General features: G+C 69.7%; 16 protein-coding genes. 13 read left to right on the top strand and 3 right to left on the bottom strand.

Features of this window, described 5'->3' with window-relative positions; translation table 11 throughout:
* Positions 1 to 195 precede the first annotated feature (195 nt).
* From ACN28G_RS00215 to ACN28G_RS00235, 5 genes are all read left to right on the top strand, one after another.
* A complete protein-coding gene (locus ACN28G_RS00215; RefSeq protein WP_421478069.1) occupies positions 196 to 1,665 on the top strand; it encodes a serine/threonine protein kinase in 1,470 nt (489 codons plus the stop codon).
* A 661-nt stretch (positions 1,666 to 2,326) separates the two neighbouring features.
* Positions 2,327 to 2,707 (top strand): pilin, encoded by a 381-nt coding sequence (locus ACN28G_RS00220; protein WP_421478070.1) that lies wholly within the window; start codon positions 2,327 to 2,329, stop codon positions 2,705 to 2,707.
* Positions 2,704 to 3,627 (top strand): hypothetical protein, encoded by a 924-nt coding sequence (locus ACN28G_RS00225; protein ID WP_421478071.1) that lies wholly within the window; start codon positions 2,704 to 2,706, stop codon positions 3,625 to 3,627. Before ACN28G_RS00220 ends, ACN28G_RS00225 begins: the two co-directional genes overlap by 4 nt.
* Entirely contained in the window at positions 3,627 to 4,574 is a 948-nt protein-coding gene (locus ACN28G_RS00230) for a PrgI family protein (RefSeq protein WP_421480834.1), read from the top strand. Before ACN28G_RS00225 ends, ACN28G_RS00230 begins: the two co-directional genes overlap by 1 nt.
* Positions 4,575 to 4,584: 10 nt before the next feature.
* Complete coding sequence (locus ACN28G_RS00235; protein WP_421478072.1) at positions 4,585 to 6,366, top strand: VirB4 family type IV secretion system protein; 1,782 nt, start codon at positions 4,585 to 4,587, stop codon at positions 6,364 to 6,366.
* Positions 6,367 to 6,537: 171 nt separating this feature from the next.
* Here ACN28G_RS00235 and ACN28G_RS00240 read toward each other — a convergent pair whose 3' ends face one another.
* The 3 genes from ACN28G_RS00240 to ACN28G_RS00250 all read right to left on the bottom strand — a co-directional run bounded on the left by ACN28G_RS00240 (position 6,538) and on the right by ACN28G_RS00250 (position 8,297).
* Positions 6,538 to 7,242, bottom strand: a complete 705-nt coding sequence (locus tag ACN28G_RS00240) for a cation transporter (protein ID WP_421478073.1) — start codon at positions 7,240 to 7,242, stop codon at positions 6,538 to 6,540.
* On the bottom strand, positions 7,242 to 7,571 hold the full coding sequence (locus ACN28G_RS00245; RefSeq protein ID WP_421478074.1) for an ArsR/SmtB family transcription factor: 330 nt from the start codon (positions 7,569 to 7,571) through the stop codon (positions 7,242 to 7,244). Before ACN28G_RS00245 ends, ACN28G_RS00240 begins: the two co-directional genes overlap by 1 nt.
* Positions 7,572 to 7,706: 135 nt before the next feature.
* On the bottom strand, positions 7,707 to 8,297 hold the full coding sequence (locus ACN28G_RS00250; RefSeq protein WP_421478075.1) for a hypothetical protein: 591 nt from the start codon (positions 8,295 to 8,297) through the stop codon (positions 7,707 to 7,709).
* 214 nt (positions 8,298 to 8,511) lie between these two features.
* Here ACN28G_RS00250 and ACN28G_RS00255 point away from each other — a divergent pair, with 214 nt between their 5' ends.
* The 8 genes from ACN28G_RS00255 (at position 8,512) to ACN28G_RS00290 (ending at position 17,506) form a co-directional block, all read left to right on the top strand.
* Positions 8,512 to 10,992: a type IV secretory system conjugative DNA transfer family protein gene (locus ACN28G_RS00255; RefSeq protein WP_421478076.1), complete on the top strand. Its 2,481-nt coding sequence runs from the start codon at positions 8,512 to 8,514 to the stop codon at positions 10,990 to 10,992.
* A 78-nt stretch (positions 10,993 to 11,070) separates the two neighbouring features.
* Positions 11,071 to 11,670, top strand: coding sequence for a DUF4839 domain-containing protein (locus ACN28G_RS00260; protein ID WP_421478077.1), 600 nt, complete (start codon positions 11,071 to 11,073; stop codon positions 11,668 to 11,670).
* A gap of 67 nt (positions 11,671 to 11,737) precedes the next feature.
* Positions 11,738 to 12,598, top strand: coding sequence for a hypothetical protein (locus ACN28G_RS00265; protein ID WP_421478078.1), 861 nt, complete (start codon positions 11,738 to 11,740; stop codon positions 12,596 to 12,598).
* Positions 12,599 to 12,965: 367 nt separating this feature from the next.
* Positions 12,966 to 13,880, top strand: coding sequence for a replication-relaxation family protein (locus tag ACN28G_RS00270; RefSeq protein ID WP_421478079.1), 915 nt, complete (start codon positions 12,966 to 12,968; stop codon positions 13,878 to 13,880).
* Between the two features lie 399 nt (positions 13,881 to 14,279).
* Positions 14,280 to 15,014: a hypothetical protein gene (locus tag ACN28G_RS00275; RefSeq protein WP_421478080.1), complete on the top strand. Its 735-nt coding sequence runs from the start codon at positions 14,280 to 14,282 to the stop codon at positions 15,012 to 15,014.
* A 117-nt stretch (positions 15,015 to 15,131) separates the two neighbouring features.
* Positions 15,132 to 15,638: a hypothetical protein gene (locus tag ACN28G_RS00280; protein ID WP_421478081.1), complete on the top strand. Its 507-nt coding sequence runs from the start codon at positions 15,132 to 15,134 to the stop codon at positions 15,636 to 15,638.
* A 243-nt stretch (positions 15,639 to 15,881) separates the two neighbouring features.
* Positions 15,882 to 17,033 (top strand): FAD-dependent monooxygenase, encoded by a 1,152-nt coding sequence (locus tag ACN28G_RS00285; RefSeq protein ID WP_421478082.1) that lies wholly within the window; start codon positions 15,882 to 15,884, stop codon positions 17,031 to 17,033.
* 137 nt (positions 17,034 to 17,170) lie between these two features.
* Positions 17,171 to 17,506 (top strand): histone-like nucleoid-structuring protein Lsr2, encoded by a 336-nt coding sequence (locus ACN28G_RS00290; protein WP_421478083.1) that lies wholly within the window; start codon positions 17,171 to 17,173, stop codon positions 17,504 to 17,506.
* Positions 17,507 to 17,558: the final 52 nt, after the last annotated feature.

A 17,558-nucleotide genomic window follows, 5' to 3' on the forward strand; every position in this document is an offset into this window, starting at 1 on the left:
GAGACTCGATCGATTGACTCGGGGGCAGTTCCAAGGCTTCAGATCCTTCAGTGCCGCTCACCTGCTCACGATCTTGTAGTCGCCTTAAAATTTCTGCTTGCGTGCGACGGTGTAACGAACCCGGGCGTTCTCTCGGCGCTCCTCCAGGCATGATGTGTCGAGGTGCAAAGTGATGAGTTGGCAGGAGCTACAGAGATGGCGTTGCCTAAGCCATGGCGGCTGGATGGGACTCAGACCGAGGGCGGACAAGCCTACGTGCATAGGGTTGTCCGTCCGAATGATCCAGAAAAGTACGCTCTTAAGCGACTTAAGAACCCGGCGCGTGCGAATCGCTTTTCGCGCGAGGTTGAAGCCATGGAAGTTCTTTTCCGGGCTGGCGTTACCGTTCCTCCCGTGTTGTATTCGGACCTGAATTCAGATAAGCCTTGGTTTGTTATGCCATGGTATCGAAGAGGCTCCCTTGATAGTGTTTTGTCGCGGAGTCACCCATTGCCTATAGAGAGGGCTAGGACGCTCCTTGTTGGAGTAGCTGAAATTCTTTCATTAATTCACGGGAATGGTATGGCCCATCGTGACATCAAGCCGGGAAACGTCTTGATTGATGACGATGGACAGCCCGTAATAGCGGATTTTGGTTTGTGTCTCGCACTTGGTGACGAGCGCTGGACGGATCAGCATGAAGCGGTAGGCCCCAGAAACTACATCGCTCCGGAGAACGCCGACGGGATAAACGACGAGTACGACCAGCGGCCGGCGGATTGCTATGCCTTCGCGAAGCTGTGCTGGTCTTGCATCACAGGAAGAAATGCGCTTTCCCGCGAGAATCAGCTCTCTGAAAAGAATCGCCTCTCGCGCGTGATGGAAACCTCGGGCCTCGAACCACTTGATTTGCTATTTGAGGCGATGCTGAATCCTGACCCACGCGCTCGCTTCACCGACTGGAATTATATAATTCCTGCCCTTCGAGGAGACTCGATCGGCGTGGCAATGAACACGGTGGGGGCTGAAGTTGAGCCGGTCGAAGCTTCCGCTAGGCGAGAAAGAGTGCTTGCGGTGTCGCGGCAGCTTGGCGCTAGCGCACGCATTCCTGAGGCTAGAGCACGGGAGCAGGCTGCTGCTGGCCACGCGCTCCGCCGGAGTCGCGCCGGCGAGGAGTTGTCAACCGCTTTCTGTGGCGCGCTATCAGAGTTCTTAAACGATGTGAATGTCAGCCTAAACGGGTATGCCAGCCTTCGAGCTTCCTCGTTTTCGAAACACTTGGAAGACATGTTCGAGATCAATGAGGTGTTTGGTCGCCTGGGTTCTCCTGCGGTGAATCATGCCAGCTCGGGCTCAAATTATGGTGCTTTGCTGTCGATGCGTCCTGAAGTATCTGACACCTACAGGACACTTTATCTGATCGTTTTCCTCTTGGAGGAGGAGGGTAAATGTGTGCGTCTCTATAGGGTTCCCGTTCGAACTCCTGAAGAGGGTGGGCGGGGGCACTTCGACCTCCGGTATAAAGAAATTGCCTTAATGAGTGGTCCAATTAATTTGGCGATACCCGGCGCTCTCGAGTCAATCAACCGTTTTGCGCTAGAGGCGGCGCGTGTTGGGGAAGCGATGGTGCAGGACTTCCTGGAGGATTTGGCAGCAGGTCGATTCGGTCAAGAAGTGCGGCAGTAACCCATCCTCGCCGCAATTCATTTCCTGGCCCCCAACTCGGGTTGTCATCGTCGTGTACGGCTTCCCGCCTGAGCAGGCTGCCTGGAGCGCCGTGTCCGGAATCAGCTCCATGCCGACGACCGTCGAGGTTGTTCCGCTCATCACCTTCGATGTGGGTCGCACTGACCACCACCAATTGACCAACGACGGACGGGTCGCACCGGAGCATCCATTGCAGGTGGGTATAACGGTGTTTGGCTCCTCGTTGCAGCCCGACGCCAGGGACCCCATCGTACGGGAGGAGCAATGAGCCACGCGTTGCCTCGGGACAGGTACAGCCACCTGGTCGCTCGTTGTCAGAGCGCTGTCAGATCTTCGGGTGTTCGTCTGATCTGACAGGTGCCGTTTGGAGGGTGCGGGACCAGCAAGGACAACCCGGTCGGGCTAGCCCGGTGGTCCCGTCCGCCGTCGAGCGTGGGGTGACGTGGTCGTGTCGCCCCCGGGTGCCGCGCCTTCGTATGCGCTGACACCTCATCGATGACCGCAACCACCCAGTTAGGGAGGACGAGCTCCTCCCGGGGTCGGCTCGGCATGTTCACCTCGCGCCCGGCGGTGGCTCTCCCGGTCCGTCTCTGGTTCGCTCCGTCCTCCGTCTGGTGGGCGGGGCGGGAGGTGAACGCTGATGCTCTCCGTCCGTACCTTCGTTTCTGTCCGGTCGCCCGTGCTCCGCCGCGTTGTCCGCGTCGGCGTGGGTGCGGTCGTCGTCGTGTTGGTGTTGGCCGTGCCGGGTGTGGCCCAGGCCGACCCGGCTGGTGTCGTTGTCCTGGCGGCGAACAGTCTGCCGGTGGTCATCGCGAATCTCCGTAACCTGCTCATGGGGTTGTTGGCTGGGATCGCGACCCTGTTCCTCGTGCTCGCGGGCGTCTACTGGGCGACCGCCGGTGGTGATCCGAGTCAGGTCGAGCGGGCCAAGAGCGCGTTGCGTAACGCGCTGGTCGGCTACGGCCTGGCGGTGCTGGCCCCGGTCCTGCTGCAGCTGTTGCAGGGGGTCGTCGGCGGATGAACGGCGTGTTCGCGGTGCTGTTCCTCGACCGGGTGCTCGACTGGCTGATCGAGGCGGTCCTGGGGTGCCTCGACGCGGTCTTCGCGCTGATCACCGGGGTGCTGCTCACCTCGCCGCAGGTCACCGCCCTGCCGCAGGTGCAGGTGTTGACCGGCCGGTCGATCTGGATCGTCGACTCCGTGTTCGTGTTGGTGTTCGTGGCCGCCGGGGTGATGGTGATGGTCTCCGGCGGCGACGAGCGGTCCCGGTACACGGTCAAGGAACTCGTGCCGCGCATGGTGGTCGGGTTCGTCGCCGCGCACTTCTCGCAGCTGCTCTGCCGGGAGCTGATCAATGTGGCGAACGCGGTCACGGGCGCGGTCAGCGACGGCGGCTACGACGAGGACAACGCCCTGGCCGCGGTACGCCGGCACGTCGAGACCGGCCGTGATCCGATCGCTCCGCTGTTGTTCCTCGTGCTCGTGCTGGTCATCACGGTGCTGGTGGTGGTGACCGCGTTCCAGGTGGTGGGCCGGTTCGTCGCCCTGCTGGTCATGACCGCGCTCGCCCCGCTGCCGCTGGCCTGCCACGCCGTGCCCGCCCTGGAGGGCGTGGCCCGGATGTGGTGGCGGGCCTACCTCGGCTGCCTGGCCGTGCCGGTCGGGCAGGCGTTCACGTTGACGACCGGGCAGTGGCTGCTGCTGGACCCGACGAATCTGCTGCCCACCCTGGGCCTGTCCGGCGATCCGGGCGGCCTGCTGAACCTGCTCATCGTGATCGTGGTGCTGTGGACGACCGCGCGGATCCCCGGGCTGGTCGGCCGGTGGGCCGGACAGCGCAGCGGCGGCACCGTGCTCGGCGCGGTCGTGCGGGTGGCCGTGGTCGACCAGCTGGCCCGCGCCGTTCCCGGAATCCGTACCGCGAGGAAGGTGCTCCGATGATGCACAACGATGCCGATGACGTGGTGGAACGGACCCGGATACCCGCCGACGTCGACGCCCCCGACCGGGTCGCCTACGGGTTGACGTGGCGGCAGTTGGCGATCCTGGCCGTGGCCGGGCTGCTGCTCTACACCGCCTGGCACGGTCTGCGTGGCGTGGTGCCGCCGCAGGTCGTCGCGTTCGGCGCGGTGGTGGTCGGCGGCCTGGTGTTCGGGCTCGTGGTGGGACGCCGTGACGGGCTGCCGTTGGACGGTTGGCTGCTGCACGCGGTCCGCCACGCCCGCGCCCCGAAGGCCCTGTCCACCTCGGCGGCCCCGGCCGTCCCGGCACCGGACTGGGTCGTGCCGCCGGCCGGTCGGATGCCGCTGCCGGCGCCGTTGAGGCTGCCCGCCGACGCGATCGCCGACGACGGGGAGATCAGCCTCGACGGCGGCCGGGCGGCGGTCGTGGCGGCCACCACCGTCAACCTGACCCTGCGGACCGCCGCCGAGCAGACCGCCCTGGTCGAGGCGTATGGGCGGTGGTTGAACTCCCTGGCCACACCGACGCAGGTCGTGGTCTGCGCCCAGCCGGTCGACCTGGCCGGCCACGCCCGCCGGGTCGCCGAGGCCTGCCGCCGCCAACCCCACCCGGCGTTGGAGGCGGCCTGCGCCGACCACGCCGCGTTCCTCGCCGACCTGGCCGAGCGGCGGGATCCGCTGCGCCGGCAGGTCCTCGTGGTCACCCGCACCGGCCCCGACGACCACGGCGCGCACACCGCCCGGCGACGCGCCGACGACACCGCCCGCGTCCTCTCCGGCCTCGGGGTCACCGCCCGCGCCCTGGACGGCACCGCCGTCACCGCAGCGCTCGCCGCCGCAGCCGACCCCTACCGGACGGCCCGTCCCGGTGGCCTGGCCACCCCGGACACCGTCATCACCGCCACCCCCACCCGCGCGACGAGCTGAGGAGACCGCAGTGTTCACCCACCGCCGCACCACCGACCACCCCACGACCGGCCGGCCGCCGTCGGGCCTGGCCACCACCGTCGCGCCGGCCCCGGTGGAGGTGACCCCCCGCTGGCTGCGGGTCGGTGACGGCTACACCGCCACCCTCGCCGTCACCGGATACCCCGCCGAGGTCGGACCCGCCTGGCTGGAACCACTGCTGTCGCACCCCGGCCGGGTCGACGTCAGCCTGCACATCGACCCGCTGCCCACCCCGGTCGCCGCCGCCCACCTACGCAGGCAACGGGCCCGCCTGGAGTCCACCCGGCGGGTCGACGCGCAGCGCGGCAGGCTCACCGACCCCCACACCGACGCCGCCGCCGCGGACGCGACCGACCTGGCCGACCGGCTCGCCCGAGGCGCGGCGAAGCTGTTCCGCGTCGGCCTCTACGTCACCGTGCACGCCCGCTCCGAGGCCGACCTGCGGCAGGCCTGCGACCAGGTCAGGGCCGCCGCCGCGTCGAGCATGCTGGAGGTCCAGCCGGCCACCTGGCGTCACCTCGCCGGCTGGACCACCACCCTGCCCCTGGCCGCCGACGGGCTACGCATGCCCCGCACCATGGACACCCAGGCCCTCGCCGCCGCGTTCCCCCTCGCCTCACCCGACCTGCCGGCACCCCTGCCCGGCGAGCCGGCCGAGCACACCGGCGTGCTCTACGGCACCAACCCGGCCGGCACCGGCGTCGTCTGGTGGGACCGCTTCGCCCAGGACAACTACAACAGCGTCGTCCTGGCCCGCAGCGGAGCCGGCAAGTCGTACCTGGTCAAACTGGAAACCCTGCGTCACCTCTACCACGGCGTGCAGGTCGCCATCATCGACCCCGAGGACGAGTACCTGCGCCTGGCCGACGCCGTCGGCGGCACGATCATGCGCCTCGGCGCGGCAGGCGTACGGATCAACCCCCTCGACCTGCCCACCACCGACCCCCGCCCCGACACCCTCACCCGCCGCGGCCTGTTCCTGCACACCCTCGTCAGCGTCCTGGCCGGCGAACTGCCGCCCCCGGCCGAACGGGCCGCCCTGGACCGGGCCATCCTCGCCGTCTACCGCGCCGCCGGCATCACCGCCGACCCCCGCACCCACCGCCGGCCCGCCCCACTGCTCCGAGACCTTACCGCCACCCTCACCGCCGATGCCGACCCGGCCGCCGGCCACCTCGCCGCCCGCCTCGCCCCCTGGACGCACGGCTCGTTCAAGGACCTGTTCGACGGGCCCAGCACCACCCGCGGCGACGGCCACCTCGTCGTCTGGTCCCTGCGGCACCTGCCCGACGAACTACGCGGCGTCGGCACCCTGATCGCTCTCGACACCATCTGGCGGCAGGTCGACACCCCACCCACCGGCGGCCCGCCGCCACGGCGTCTCGTCGTGGTCGACGAGGCGTGGCTGCTCATGCGCGACCGCGAGGGCGCGAAGTTCCTGTACCGGCTGTCCAAGGCGGGCCGTAAACGCCACACCGGCCTGACCGTGGTCACCCAGGACGCCGCCGACATTCTGGGCACCGACCTCGGCCAGGCCGTCGTGGCCAACGCCGCCACCCAGATCCTGCTCCGACAGGCACCCCAGGCCATCGACGCCGTCGGTGACGCCTTCGGCCTGACCGCCGGCGAACGCCGACTCCTGCTCGCCGCCCACCGGGGCCACGGCCTGCTGATCAGCGGCACCCACCGCACCGCGTTCGAGGCGATCGCCAGCGACACCGAACACCACCTGGCCACCACAGGCTTCGAGTTGGAGGAATCTGATCGGTGATCCCGACCGAACTCTGGGGTCCTCTGCTCCGGTTCCGAAGGGGGGATCCCAGAGTTTAGGGAACATCGGATTACCTGGTCCTGCGTGTCGACACATTCGAGGTGCCTTGACCATCCTCGGTGCCTGGAGGTCTTTTGCCGAGGCCAGGGGTTTCGGTCTGCCGGCGGTTGGTCAGGTGGTCTGATTCGCGGGGGTGCAGCACCGGCCGGTGCAGGCCGAGGCTTCGCCGGCGGGTGCCGGGGCGCAGCAGGTTTCTCCGCGCCAGGCGTCTCGGCCTTCTTTGAGGGCGACGGCGGCAATGACCAGGGCAGCGATCGGGTCGGCCCAGCTCCAGCCCAAGACGCTGTTGAGACCGAGGCCGACGAGCAGGACGGCGGATAGGTAGGTGCACAGCAGTGTCTGTTTGGAGTCGGCGACGGCGGTGCGGGAGCCGAGCTCGCCGCCAGCCCGTCTTTGTGCGTAGGACAGGCCGGGCATGATCGCGAGGGAGAGTGCGGCGAGCATGAGGCCGATGGTGGAGTGCGCTGCCTCGCTGCCGCCGAGCAGCGCGCGGGCGGATTCGACGGAGACGTAGGCGGCGAGCGCGAAGAAGGAGAGCGCGATGATCCGCAGGGCGGTTTTCTCCCGGGCTTCGGGGTCGTGGCCGGCGAACTGCCAGGCGACCGCCGCAGCGGAAGAGACCTCAATGATCGAGTCCAGTCCGAACCCGATCAGCGCAGTAGAGTCCGCGGCGGCACCGGCGCTGATGGCGACGACGGCCTCGATCAGGTTGTAGCCGATGGTGGCGGCGACCAGCAGCCGAATTCGGCGGGCCAGGACGGTGCGACGCGCCGAGTTTGGCCTCGCGGGCGTGACGGGCAGCAGCGGAAGGCTCATCAGCAGCAGTCCTTGTCAGCGGCATCGGGGCAGACTGCGGGGTCGACTGCGAGGACGAGGCCGAGTAGGTCGTCGAGGGCGTGGCGGATGCGGGTATCGGCGAGTTCGTAGCGGGCGCGGCGACCTTCGGGGACGGCAACGACCAGGCCGCAGCCGCGCAGGCAAGCCAGATGATTGGACAGGTTCTGCCGGGTCACCCCAAGCAGATCGGCAAGGTCAGCCGGGTAGCCAGGCGCGTCGCGCAGGGCGAGTAGCAGTCGGGCCCGGGTCGCGTCCGACAGCGCGTGGCCGAAGCGTGCGAGGGCTTGGCCATGGGTTACGGTCTCCACTCCAGAAACAGTACATCAGGCAGTGTATTCAGCGGGAAGTGAACTGATAGTCGTGTGATCTGCGCCCCGTGCACCGCCGACACCTGCGGGGTTTCGTGTTCGGACGCGGGCGAGGCGAGGACTGATCGAGGCGTGTCAGATGTGGTAGGTGACCCTGCGGTCGGGGCTGTTGACGGTCTCGATGTAGCGCATGGCTCCGGCGGTGGACAGCCCGAACAGTTCGCAGAGCATGCGTAGGTCGCCGCTGGTGGCGTGGGCCTCGTCGAGGATGCGGTCTTGGCGGATGAGCTGACCGGACATGCCGAGCTGTTCGCGGATCCACCAGGGGGTGACGGGTCGGTCGTGCATCCAGCTGCGGCGGTGGATGAACAGGTAGTCTCGCGCGGCCGGCAGGAACTTGCGCGCCGACGGCAGCCACTGCCGCCACTGGGAGAACAGCAACTCGACGTCGTCCTCGCCCGGCGGCACTCGCGCCGCCCCATAGTCGGCGTTCACCGGCCGGTTGAACTCGTCAATGACCTGGTCGACGACGTAGCCGGTCAGCTCATGGATATCGCCCTGATGTCGGGCGGCCAGGTAAGTGAAGAACTCTCCGACGCTCCACGCCTTCTTCTGCACCGTCAAAGCCGTTCGACCCTCACGGCGCTGCGCAGCGAGGAAGCGGTCGGCGTCAGCCGGCTTCGCGGTCCACACCGGTCGCCCCAGGAAGCGGATGAACTCGAACAACGTCGACCGATCACCGGCGACGTGAGATCCAAGTACTGGCCACCAACCCAACCCGCCACCAGCAGCATCGATGTCGATCAACTATTGGTAGTTCCGGCAACCGACCCGGCCGACCTGGACGCCGCGCACACCGTGTGAACGCCACCCCACCGCACCCCGCCACCGCATCCCCGCGCAGCCCGGCACCACACAGCCCGGTCACCAGGAGTACGCCATGACCCCGATCCCACCCCCCACCCCGGCGGCCCCCACCGGACCCGAGCCGACGATCCCACCACCCCCGCTGACCGACACGGTCCTGCGGGCGGCGGACTGGGCCACCGACCGGCCATGGCTGCTCGCCGTCGCCGCCGCCCTCCTCGCCGCCGGGACCGCCGCCCGGAACCTCACCGCCCTACGCCGCCACCGACACCACGCCACCGACGCGCGGCTGGTCACCATCGCCCCACCACCCGAGGTCGACCCACACGGCGCCGCCGCCCTGTGGGCGAACCTCGCCGGCATCCTCACCCCCGCACCCCACCGGCGGCTGCGCCACGGCACCCCCCACGTCACCTGGCAGTACACCTGGACCGGCCGGCAACTCCTCATCTCCCTCTGGGTACCCGGCACCGTCCCCCACGGCGCCGTCGAGGCCGCCGTCCGCGCCGCCTGGCCCGGCACCGCCACCACCACCCACCAGCCCGCACCCGACCCGATCCCCACCACCACACCCGCCGCCGCCGGCGGACACCTGCTGCCCACCGCCGCCGAATGGCTGCCCTTCCACACCGACCACGACAACGACCCGCTACGCGCCCTGATGGCCGCCGGCTCCCAACTCCACGACGGCGAACACGCCTGCGTGCAGATCCTCGCCCGACCCGCCACACCCCACCGCACCCGCCGGGCCCGCCGCGCCGCCGGCCGACTACGCCACGGCACGACCGCCGTACCGTCGATCAACCCCGCCCGACCGGTCACCGCGCTGCTCGACATCCTCCTGCCCGGCCCCACCCACACCACCGCCACGACCGCTACCGGCCGCCGCGACCCGACCATCGAACGCGACGTCCGCGCCATCCTCGACAAGACCTCCCACCAGCTGTGGGAAACCGGCATCCGGTACGCGGTCGCCTCCCGCCCACTACGCGACGGCACCCTGCCCCACCGCCGGATACGCGGCATCGCCGATGCCATCGCCTCCGCGTTCGCCGTCCACGCCGGACGCAACCGCCTCGCCCACCGCACCCGGATGCCCCGGCCCGCCGCCGTCCTCGCCGCACGACGCCTCGGCCCCGGCTTTCTCACCAGTACCCCGGAACTCGCCGCCATGGCCGCCCTGCCCCGCGACCTCGCCGTACCCGGACTCGACCGGGCCCGCGCCAAGTCCATGCCCGTCCCCGTCGCCGTGACCGGCGGCGGACGCCACCGCAAAACCCTCGGCGACGCCGAGGTCGGCGGCCACACCGTCGCCCTGGCCGTCCCCGACGCCCGCTACCACACCCACATGGTCGGCCAGACCGGATCCGGCAAGACCACCCTGCTGGCCAACCTGATCGTCGCCGACATCAAGGCCGGCCGCGGCACCATCGTCATCGACCCCCACGGCGACCTCGTCCTCGACGTCCTCGACCGCATCCCCGCCACCGCCGCCCACCGCGTCGTCCTGTTCGACCCCGCCCAACCCAACCCGCCCGCCATGAACCCCCTCGAAGGCCACGACCACGACCTCGTCGTCGACAACCTCGTCAGCATCTTCGGGTCGATCTTCACCAAGGCCTGGGGACCACGGATGGACGACGTGATGCGGGTGTCCTGCCTGACCCTGCTGCGCCACGCCAACGTCACCCTCCAACACATCCCACCCCTGCTCAACAGCGCCCAGTTCCGCTCCGCCATGACCGTCGACCTCGACGACCCCGACGGCCTGCACGGCTTCTGGCAGTGGTACGACGATCTGTCCCCGGCCCTGCGCTCCCAGATCATCGGCCCCGTCCTCGCCCGCCTACGCGCCTTCCTCCTGCGTGACTTCGTCCGCCAGACCATGCGCTACCCCAGATCCAGCTTCGACATGAGCAAGGTCCTCGACGGCGGGATACTCCTGGTCCGCATCCCCAAGGGCGAACTCGGCGAGGACACCAGCCGACTACTCGGCTCCCTCATCCTCGCCCGCGTCTGGCAGGCCGCCACCGCCCGCGCCCGAACCCCCGCCGACCAGCGCAGAGACGCCTCCATCTACCTCGACGAGGCGCAGAACTTCCTCACCCTCGCCGCCAGCCTCGACACGATGCTCGCCGAAGCCCGCAAGTACCGCCTCGCGATGACCCTCGCCCACCAGGACCTCGCCCAGTTCCCCCGCGAACTCCTCGCCGCCGTCTCCGCCAACGCCCGCAACAAGATCTACTTCAGCGTCGCCCCCGAGGACGCCCGCATCCTCGCCCGCCACACCCTGCCCGAACTCGACGAACACGACCTCACCCACCTCGACGCCTACACCGCCGCCGCCCGCCTCGTCGTCAACGGCCGCCAGACCCCCGCCTTCACCCTGCGCACCCGCCCACCACAGCCGGTCGTCGGGGAGGCCACCGCCATCCGCCACACCGTCGCCCAAGCCACCCCGGCCCAGGACCCGTCCGCCATCGACGCCCTGGTCAAGCAGTACAGCCAGCGGCCAGAGACACGACGCCGCCGAGACGCCGATCCGCCATCCTGAACTGATGACGACGTAGACGCCCGAAGTCGGGACCGTACAGCGGGTCCCGACCCCATTCGGGCTACCTATGATCCGCATATGAAGAAGCAGGGGCCACCGGTGCGGAAATGGCAGATCGCCGCGATGGGAGCCGTGGGCGTTCTGGTCGCCATCATCGTGACCGTGGGTGCTATCAACGAGAACACATCGCCGGGCACACCGACTGCCGGCACTTCACCGAGCCCGCTTGCACCAGGGCCGGTAACAACGTCCGGAGCTGAACCCGAGACGGCGGACCCAAGGCCCGAGAAGGCTCTGACGGCCCAGAGCAACAAGGACCTCGCCGCGCTCCTCGCCGCTGTGGATGATCATGGACTGTACGAGAAGTTCGCGTCCAGCTACGAGGGTAGGACCATCAAATTCGATGGAATCATCGCCGCCATGAACCAGCATGGCGAGGCCACGACGCGATACGACATCCTCATTTTCGCTGGTGAAAGCACCGGGGCTGGGGTGACAGGGCCGAACTTCCAGTTCAGAGACGTCAACCTCACCAATGACCTGAACCTCACCGGCGCGAACATCCCCGACACCCTGGACGTCGGACAGAAGCTCCGCATAAGCGCCAAAGTGGAACGCTACATCGAAACCTCGGACCTCTTCCTGCTGGACCCCGTGGCAACGACGGTCAGACCATGATCTTCCACCCGGCCGATCGTCGGGCCTACCTGCGCACCTGCGAAAATGGCGAGCCTGGTGCGGAGGGTTGAGTTTGATCGGCTGGCTTGGGGATGCGTGGTCGCGGTCACGCGTCGTGCGGGTCGTCGAAGGCGGCGAAGACGCTGGCCCGCTGCCCGGACGTATGGTCCTGGCCGAGCTGCGGGGCTCCTCGATCGCCACGCTACGAAGCTTGACTACGAATGGGCGTTTCACCGGCGACGTCTGTCGGTGCCCCGGCGGGCCGACCATCCTGCTGCACGACGACCTCGGCGAGGTGGTCGCCGGTGCGAGCATTCACGGCTTTGGCCACGTCAGTTGGAACCGGCCACGGTTCCACAATGATCTGATCGTGGCGGATCCGGCCGGACTGGACCTGCTCTTGGCCGCCCACGGAGTGCCGGACCAGGTTCCACTTTTTCTGGGACCGCTGACCGACCTGCTGGGCCTGCACGAGGGACACCCTCAGTTCCGGCCCGCCGGGCCGGCCGGCCGACGAGACCTGGCCGAGCGGGGAGTCCCGGAGACGCTGCACCCGGTCCTGCTGTCCCATACCGGCCAGCAGTCCGCCGAGACCTCGGTTCAGCAGCTCGATGACCTGAACAGCAGACTCATGACAGTCACCCCGTCACCGGTCGACCGCGCAGTGATCCTCCTGTCCTGGCTCGGTCGGCTCCCCGTCCCCGCCGAGGCGTACTGGGGCGAAGGGGCACTGGTCCGGCGCCTGCTCGCGGGCATCACCCGGGCCGACATCGCCACAGCCGCCGGCAACACACGCACCGGGCACACCGCCATGGGTGTGATGAACCTGCTTCTGCACACCAGAGACGACCACACCCTCGTCACGGCGATCAGCCCCACGCTGCGGCTACTGTTCGCTCCCAACCCGACCACCGCAGACGCCGGGTGAACAGCAGACGACCTCTGGCGTTCCCCGTTCGGTACCGACTCCATCCGTCCGGATAGCCGAGGCTCTCCCGATCGAAGTTACAGCCCCGGATGCCGGCGGCGCCTGGTCGACTCCTGTCAAGTTCCAGGCTCTGCACTCGCCCTTCGGGAGCCGCCACCATGAGCTGTCGCAACGACGCCACCGGCTTCCATGACGCGATCCGTACAGGGATCCGCCGGCCCTTCCAGCCCCATCTCATGCGTTGGCTGACAGTCCGCCACGTGCTCCTGTTCGTGCCGCACTGCGGCGTGTCATCCGATGCCGTCGTCGGCCTCCACTCAGACACCCTCCGAACGGAGGGACCCCTCTTCCCCTGGGAGTACCTGCCGTGTCCGGTCGTCTTCCGCCCCGCCCGACCTCCGCCGACCCCTACCTGCAGACCCGTCGTCTGACCTCGCGTGACCGGTTGCTGTTGTCCTGGCTCGCCGAGCACTACCTGCTGTCCACCGCCCAGGTCACCCGGGCGCTGTTCCCGTCGGGTCGCAGTGCCCGCCTCCGGTTGACCCTGCTGCACCGCATCCACGCCGTGGACCGGTTCGTCGACACCACCGCCGCCGGTTCGACCCAGTACCTGTACGCCCTCGGCCCACTCGGCCTCCGGCTCAACCGCGACGCCTACCACGACCCGGACAATCCGACGGCGAGGCCGCCGCGTAGCAGTCGTGACCGGGCCGATCGGATCGTCGGCAGCCGTAAGTTGCGGCACCTGCTCGGTGTCAACGACTTTTTCACCGACCTGCTCGCCCACGCGCGCACGGATCCCGGGGTGCGGTTGGAGAGGTGGTGGTCCGAGCAGCACGCCACCGACGCCTATGGCGGTGCGGGGATCCAGCCCGACGGGCACGGCGTGTGGACCGTCGGTCAGGCCACGGTGGGGTTCTTCCTCGAACACGACAACGGCACCGAGCCGCTGGGCCGGGTCCTGGCGAAGCTGCGCGGCTACGAGCGGGTGACTTACTTCGGTCCCCGTTACCCGGTCCTGTTCCGGGTACCTGGCCCCGGCCGTGAGCGCAACCTGCTGGAGGCGCTCACCGGCGTGGCGTCCGTGCTGCCGGTGGCCACCGCCGTGCACGACGCCGACCCCGCCGGGCCGGTCTGGGCCCTGGCCGGCGACCCCACCCGGCGGCTACGGCTGCACGAGCTTCCCAGCGACCACGGCCCGTACGCGGCGACGAACCCGAACCGGTTCATCCACCGCGACCCCGAGACGCCGGACGCACGCGGCGACGCCGAGCCCGCCTGACGGCGGCTGCCGGCGGCCTGTCAGACGCCGCATTTCTGTCACGGGACGGCGACGAGTGCTCCCGGATCGGGGTTGTCGTCTGACAGTGCAGCTCAGAGCCGTTTTACCCGGTTCTTCGGGAGTTCCGGCGGTGACAGATCGGGCCGCTACGGTTCACGGCATCACCATCACCCTCATATATCTCCACCCCGGCGGTCCCGCCCTCGGACCGTTCGCCGTATCCGGCAGCTGACGCCCACCCGCCCTCACCGGCCAGGTCGGCCCCGCAGCCCACGACGAACCCCGACAGCCGCACCCGCCATCGGCACCAACCCCACCCCTACCGGCCGGAGCCCACGCACCCAGTGGACCGGTCATCTCCGCGTGCCCACGCACGCCCACCCCGGAAGGAAGAAACCTATGGCAAAGAAGCCAGCCCCGGTGGCCACCCCGGCCCCCGCGCCCAGCCCCGAGGCGGTCATCCGCACCATGATCGTCTGCGTCTCCGAGGACCTGTCGGCGGTGCTCGACAGCAGCCGGCACCTCGAACGCCACCTCGGCGTGGCCGGTGTCAGCTGCCCCCGGTACTGGGCCTCACCGGCCCTGCGCCTGTGGCAGCACCGTCAGCTCATCGGCCTGCGCAAGGCCACGGCCGGTCCCCGGTACTGCGCGGGCGGACCGATCCGGCTGCTCGACCTGGCCGGTATGCGCCACGGCGCGCACGTCGGCGCCAGCGTGCGCCACGCGAACTGGGCCGGTGTCGTCGCGGGCACGAGGTCGGCCACCGCCTGGTCGGTGTTCCGGCAGCGGCACCTGGCCGACCCGACCGGGTACCCGATGGACACCGCGGTCGCGGAGTTCCACCGGCAGCCACGGGTGCAGGCCATGCGGATCCACAACGCCGCACTCCACGGCCCGGGACGCCTCGACCTCGACGAACTGGAGATGTTCCAGGCGGGCTCGCACGCCTACGCCACCTACCACGCCCTGTGGGCCGTGTGCACCGACGCCTTCCTCACCACGAACGGCGACCGGATGCAACCGGCCAGCGGGTTCTTCACCGACCGCATCACCTACCTGGACCGGGCGGCCCGCTACCTGGACTCCCTGGACGACTCCCAACGGTTGTTCGCCGTCAACCTGCACCAGCCGTGACCGGATGACCGGCCGGGCCAGCCACGACACCCCTCGCACCCGGAGGGACACCCGTGCGCTGCCCGGCCGGCTCCATCCCCGGCCCTGTCCCACCCACCTCCGGAAGGACGACCGCACATGCCCGTACGACTCTGGTTCGACCTGGCGACGGTGCTGCACCTGGCAGAGACCGCCACCACCGCCCACCGGCGGGTCGACATCGACGGCACCGTCGTGACCCACGCGCCGCCCGCGCTGCACCTCATGCGCGACCACGGCGACGGCCTCGACGACCACCTCTACATCGACGGCAACGTCCACCCCAGCCTGTCCGCGGACAACATCAACACGGCACCGTTCCGCAGCACCCACCGGGGGCGCCGCTACGGCCACGGCATCACCTGGACCGAGTGGCTCGGCCATCCGCCCCGGCACCGCAATCCGGTCCAGGCCGTGATGCCCCTGGCAGACGGCAGGCTGCTCGACCTGATCCGCGCCGGCCACGCCGCCGGCTTCGACCTGTTCACCGTCGACATCGACGGCGACGGCGGGATGCGACCGTCCGTGGCCCGGCGCCGTGTCCGCCCGCCACGCGCCTGCCGAGTGCCCCAGGCCGGGGCATCCGGGCCCGCCGGACCCGCGTAAGGGCCGCCCTACACCTCTTCCAGACGACAATCGCCCGCTACCTCGCCGCCACGACCCGGCAGGTCGAGCGCCAGCGGCCCCGCCGCCCCAACCACGGACCACACCCGGATAGCGGCTGACAACAACCCGCCAACCTCCACCTTCCACTCGCACGACCTGGCCCTGCCCGGCCAATCCACGTATCCCGGGCACGGCCGTACGGCCGTGCCCGGGTTCCCACCCATCTCCAGAAAGAGGGAACCCATGGACCTCACCCCGGCCATCCGCCCGACACTGCCCGACACCCGGCCGCCGCGCGTCGCCGTGATCGGCGGCAGCCTGACCGGGCCCGTCGCGGCCCTGCTGTTGCTGCGGGCCGGCCTCGACGTCACTGTCCACGAGGCCGCTCCGGCGTCCGCCCCGCTCGGTGGCGGCCTCATCGGCCTGGAACACACGGCACTCGACGTACTCGACCGTCTCGGCATCGACCAGCGGGAGTTCATCGTCTCCGACTCCGAGACGATCCTGCAGGTCGAGGTCCGCGACCGCCGGCCGGCACGGACCGTACGGCGCACCTACCCCGGCCGCAACACCACCTGGACGCTGCTGCACCGGGCCCTCGCCGCCCGGATCCCGACCGGTGTCCTGCGACAGGGCAACCGGGTGACCGGACTGGAACAGCACGCCGGCCGACCGGTGCTGCGCCTCGCCGACGACACCGTCCAACCCGCCGACCTGGTCGTGTTCGCCGACGGCCGCTCCTCGACCGGCCGTCGTCTCCTGGACCCCGACCGCCGGCTGCGCTACGCCGGCTACGTCGCCCACCGCGGCACCGCCGCCCACACCCCGCGTCCCGGCCTGCGGGACTTCGTCCGCCTGGAGCCGTGCCCCGGTGCCCAGTTCACCGTCGCGCCGGTGCCGGGCGGCTGCGACTGGACGTTCTACCTCGACTGCACCGCCGACGAGTACCGGCAGCGCTTCGGCGCCCCGCCCACCCGACGGGTCTTCGCCCTGCCCCGGCACGTCAGCCCGGCCGCCCGCCAGCACGTCGACGAGCACGCCGACCAGCTGCTGCCGCCCGAGCACACCCGGGTGGTGCGGGACACCACCGTGCGGATGGCCGTGCCGGTGCTGGACATCGACCCACCCACCCGCATGGTGTGGCCCGTCGGCGGCGGCCACGCCGTCCTGCTCGGCGACGCCCTCGCCCCGGTCCGCCCGCACACCGCCCGGGGCGCCAACAACGGCATCGAACAGGCCGCCGGCCTGGCCGTCGCGCTGACCCAACACCGCCGGTACGGCGCCGACCTGACCGCCGCCCTGCACGGCTGGCAACGCCGGCACCTGCCCGCCGCCGTCGCCGCCGTACGGCAGGGGCCCGCCATCGGCGACCGCCTCGGCCTCGGCACCCGATAACCCCGCCGCCTGCCGTGGCCAGAGCCCCACCGCCTCGACCCCCGCGACCCGCGGACCAGCCCGTGAACCCTGCCCCCGTCGCTGCTCCGGCGTCCGGGGGCTCTTTCGGCATTTCCCCAGAACGGAAGGACACCACAGTGGCCACCAGGACAACGAGCGTCGTCATCGACGACCTCGACGGATCCACCGACGACGTCGGCACGTACCGGTTCGCCTTCAACGGGGTGCGGTACGAGATCGACCTGTCCCGTCCCAACTTCGACCGGATGGCGGCGGCCTTCCAGCCCTTCCTCGCCGCCGCCCGTCGCCTGCCCAAGCCGACGGCCGGGCCGACCGCAGCCGACCGTCAGGCCCTCAACGGGCGCATCCGCACGTGGTGGGCCGCGCACTGGCAGGAACAGAACCTGCCCGCGCCCCGGTCCCGGGGAACGATCCCGGCGGCCGTGCGCGACGCCTACGACGCCGCCCACTAGGCCGTGTTTCGTAGGGCGGCGTTGTTGGGGCGTGGCGGTGGTCGCTAATGGG

Source organism: Micromonospora sp. WMMA1923, assembly GCF_049179195.1.
Lineage (GTDB): Bacteria > Actinomycetota > Actinomycetes > Mycobacteriales > Micromonosporaceae > Micromonospora > Micromonospora yangpuensis.

What these genes read in the sequence shown, in the direction of transcription:
- ACN28G_RS00215 (WP_421478069.1), top strand. Translation starts at nt 196, where the DNA reads ATGGCGTTGCCTAAGCCATGGCGGCTGGATGGGACTCAGACCGAGGGC.
- ACN28G_RS00220 (WP_421478070.1), top strand. Translation starts at nt 2,327, where the DNA reads ATGCTCTCCGTCCGTACCTTCGTTTCTGTCCGGTCGCCCGTGCTCCGC.
- ACN28G_RS00225 (WP_421478071.1), top strand. Translation starts at nt 2,704, where the DNA reads ATGAACGGCGTGTTCGCGGTGCTGTTCCTCGACCGGGTGCTCGACTGG.
- ACN28G_RS00230 (WP_421480834.1), top strand. Translation starts at nt 3,627, where the DNA reads ATGCACAACGATGCCGATGACGTGGTGGAACGGACCCGGATACCCGCC.
- ACN28G_RS00240 (WP_421478073.1), bottom strand. Translation starts at nt 7,242, where the DNA reads ATGAGCCTTCCGCTGCTGCCCGTCACGCCCGCGAGGCCAAACTCGGCG.
- ACN28G_RS00255 (WP_421478076.1), top strand. Translation starts at nt 8,512, where the DNA reads ATGACCCCGATCCCACCCCCCACCCCGGCGGCCCCCACCGGACCCGAG.
- ACN28G_RS00260 (WP_421478077.1), top strand. Translation starts at nt 11,071, where the DNA reads ATGAAGAAGCAGGGGCCACCGGTGCGGAAATGGCAGATCGCCGCGATG.
- ACN28G_RS00275 (WP_421478080.1), top strand. Translation starts at nt 14,280, where the DNA reads ATGGCAAAGAAGCCAGCCCCGGTGGCCACCCCGGCCCCCGCGCCCAGC.
- ACN28G_RS00280 (WP_421478081.1), top strand. Translation starts at nt 15,132, where the DNA reads ATGCCCGTACGACTCTGGTTCGACCTGGCGACGGTGCTGCACCTGGCA.
- ACN28G_RS00285 (WP_421478082.1), top strand. Translation starts at nt 15,882, where the DNA reads ATGGACCTCACCCCGGCCATCCGCCCGACACTGCCCGACACCCGGCCG.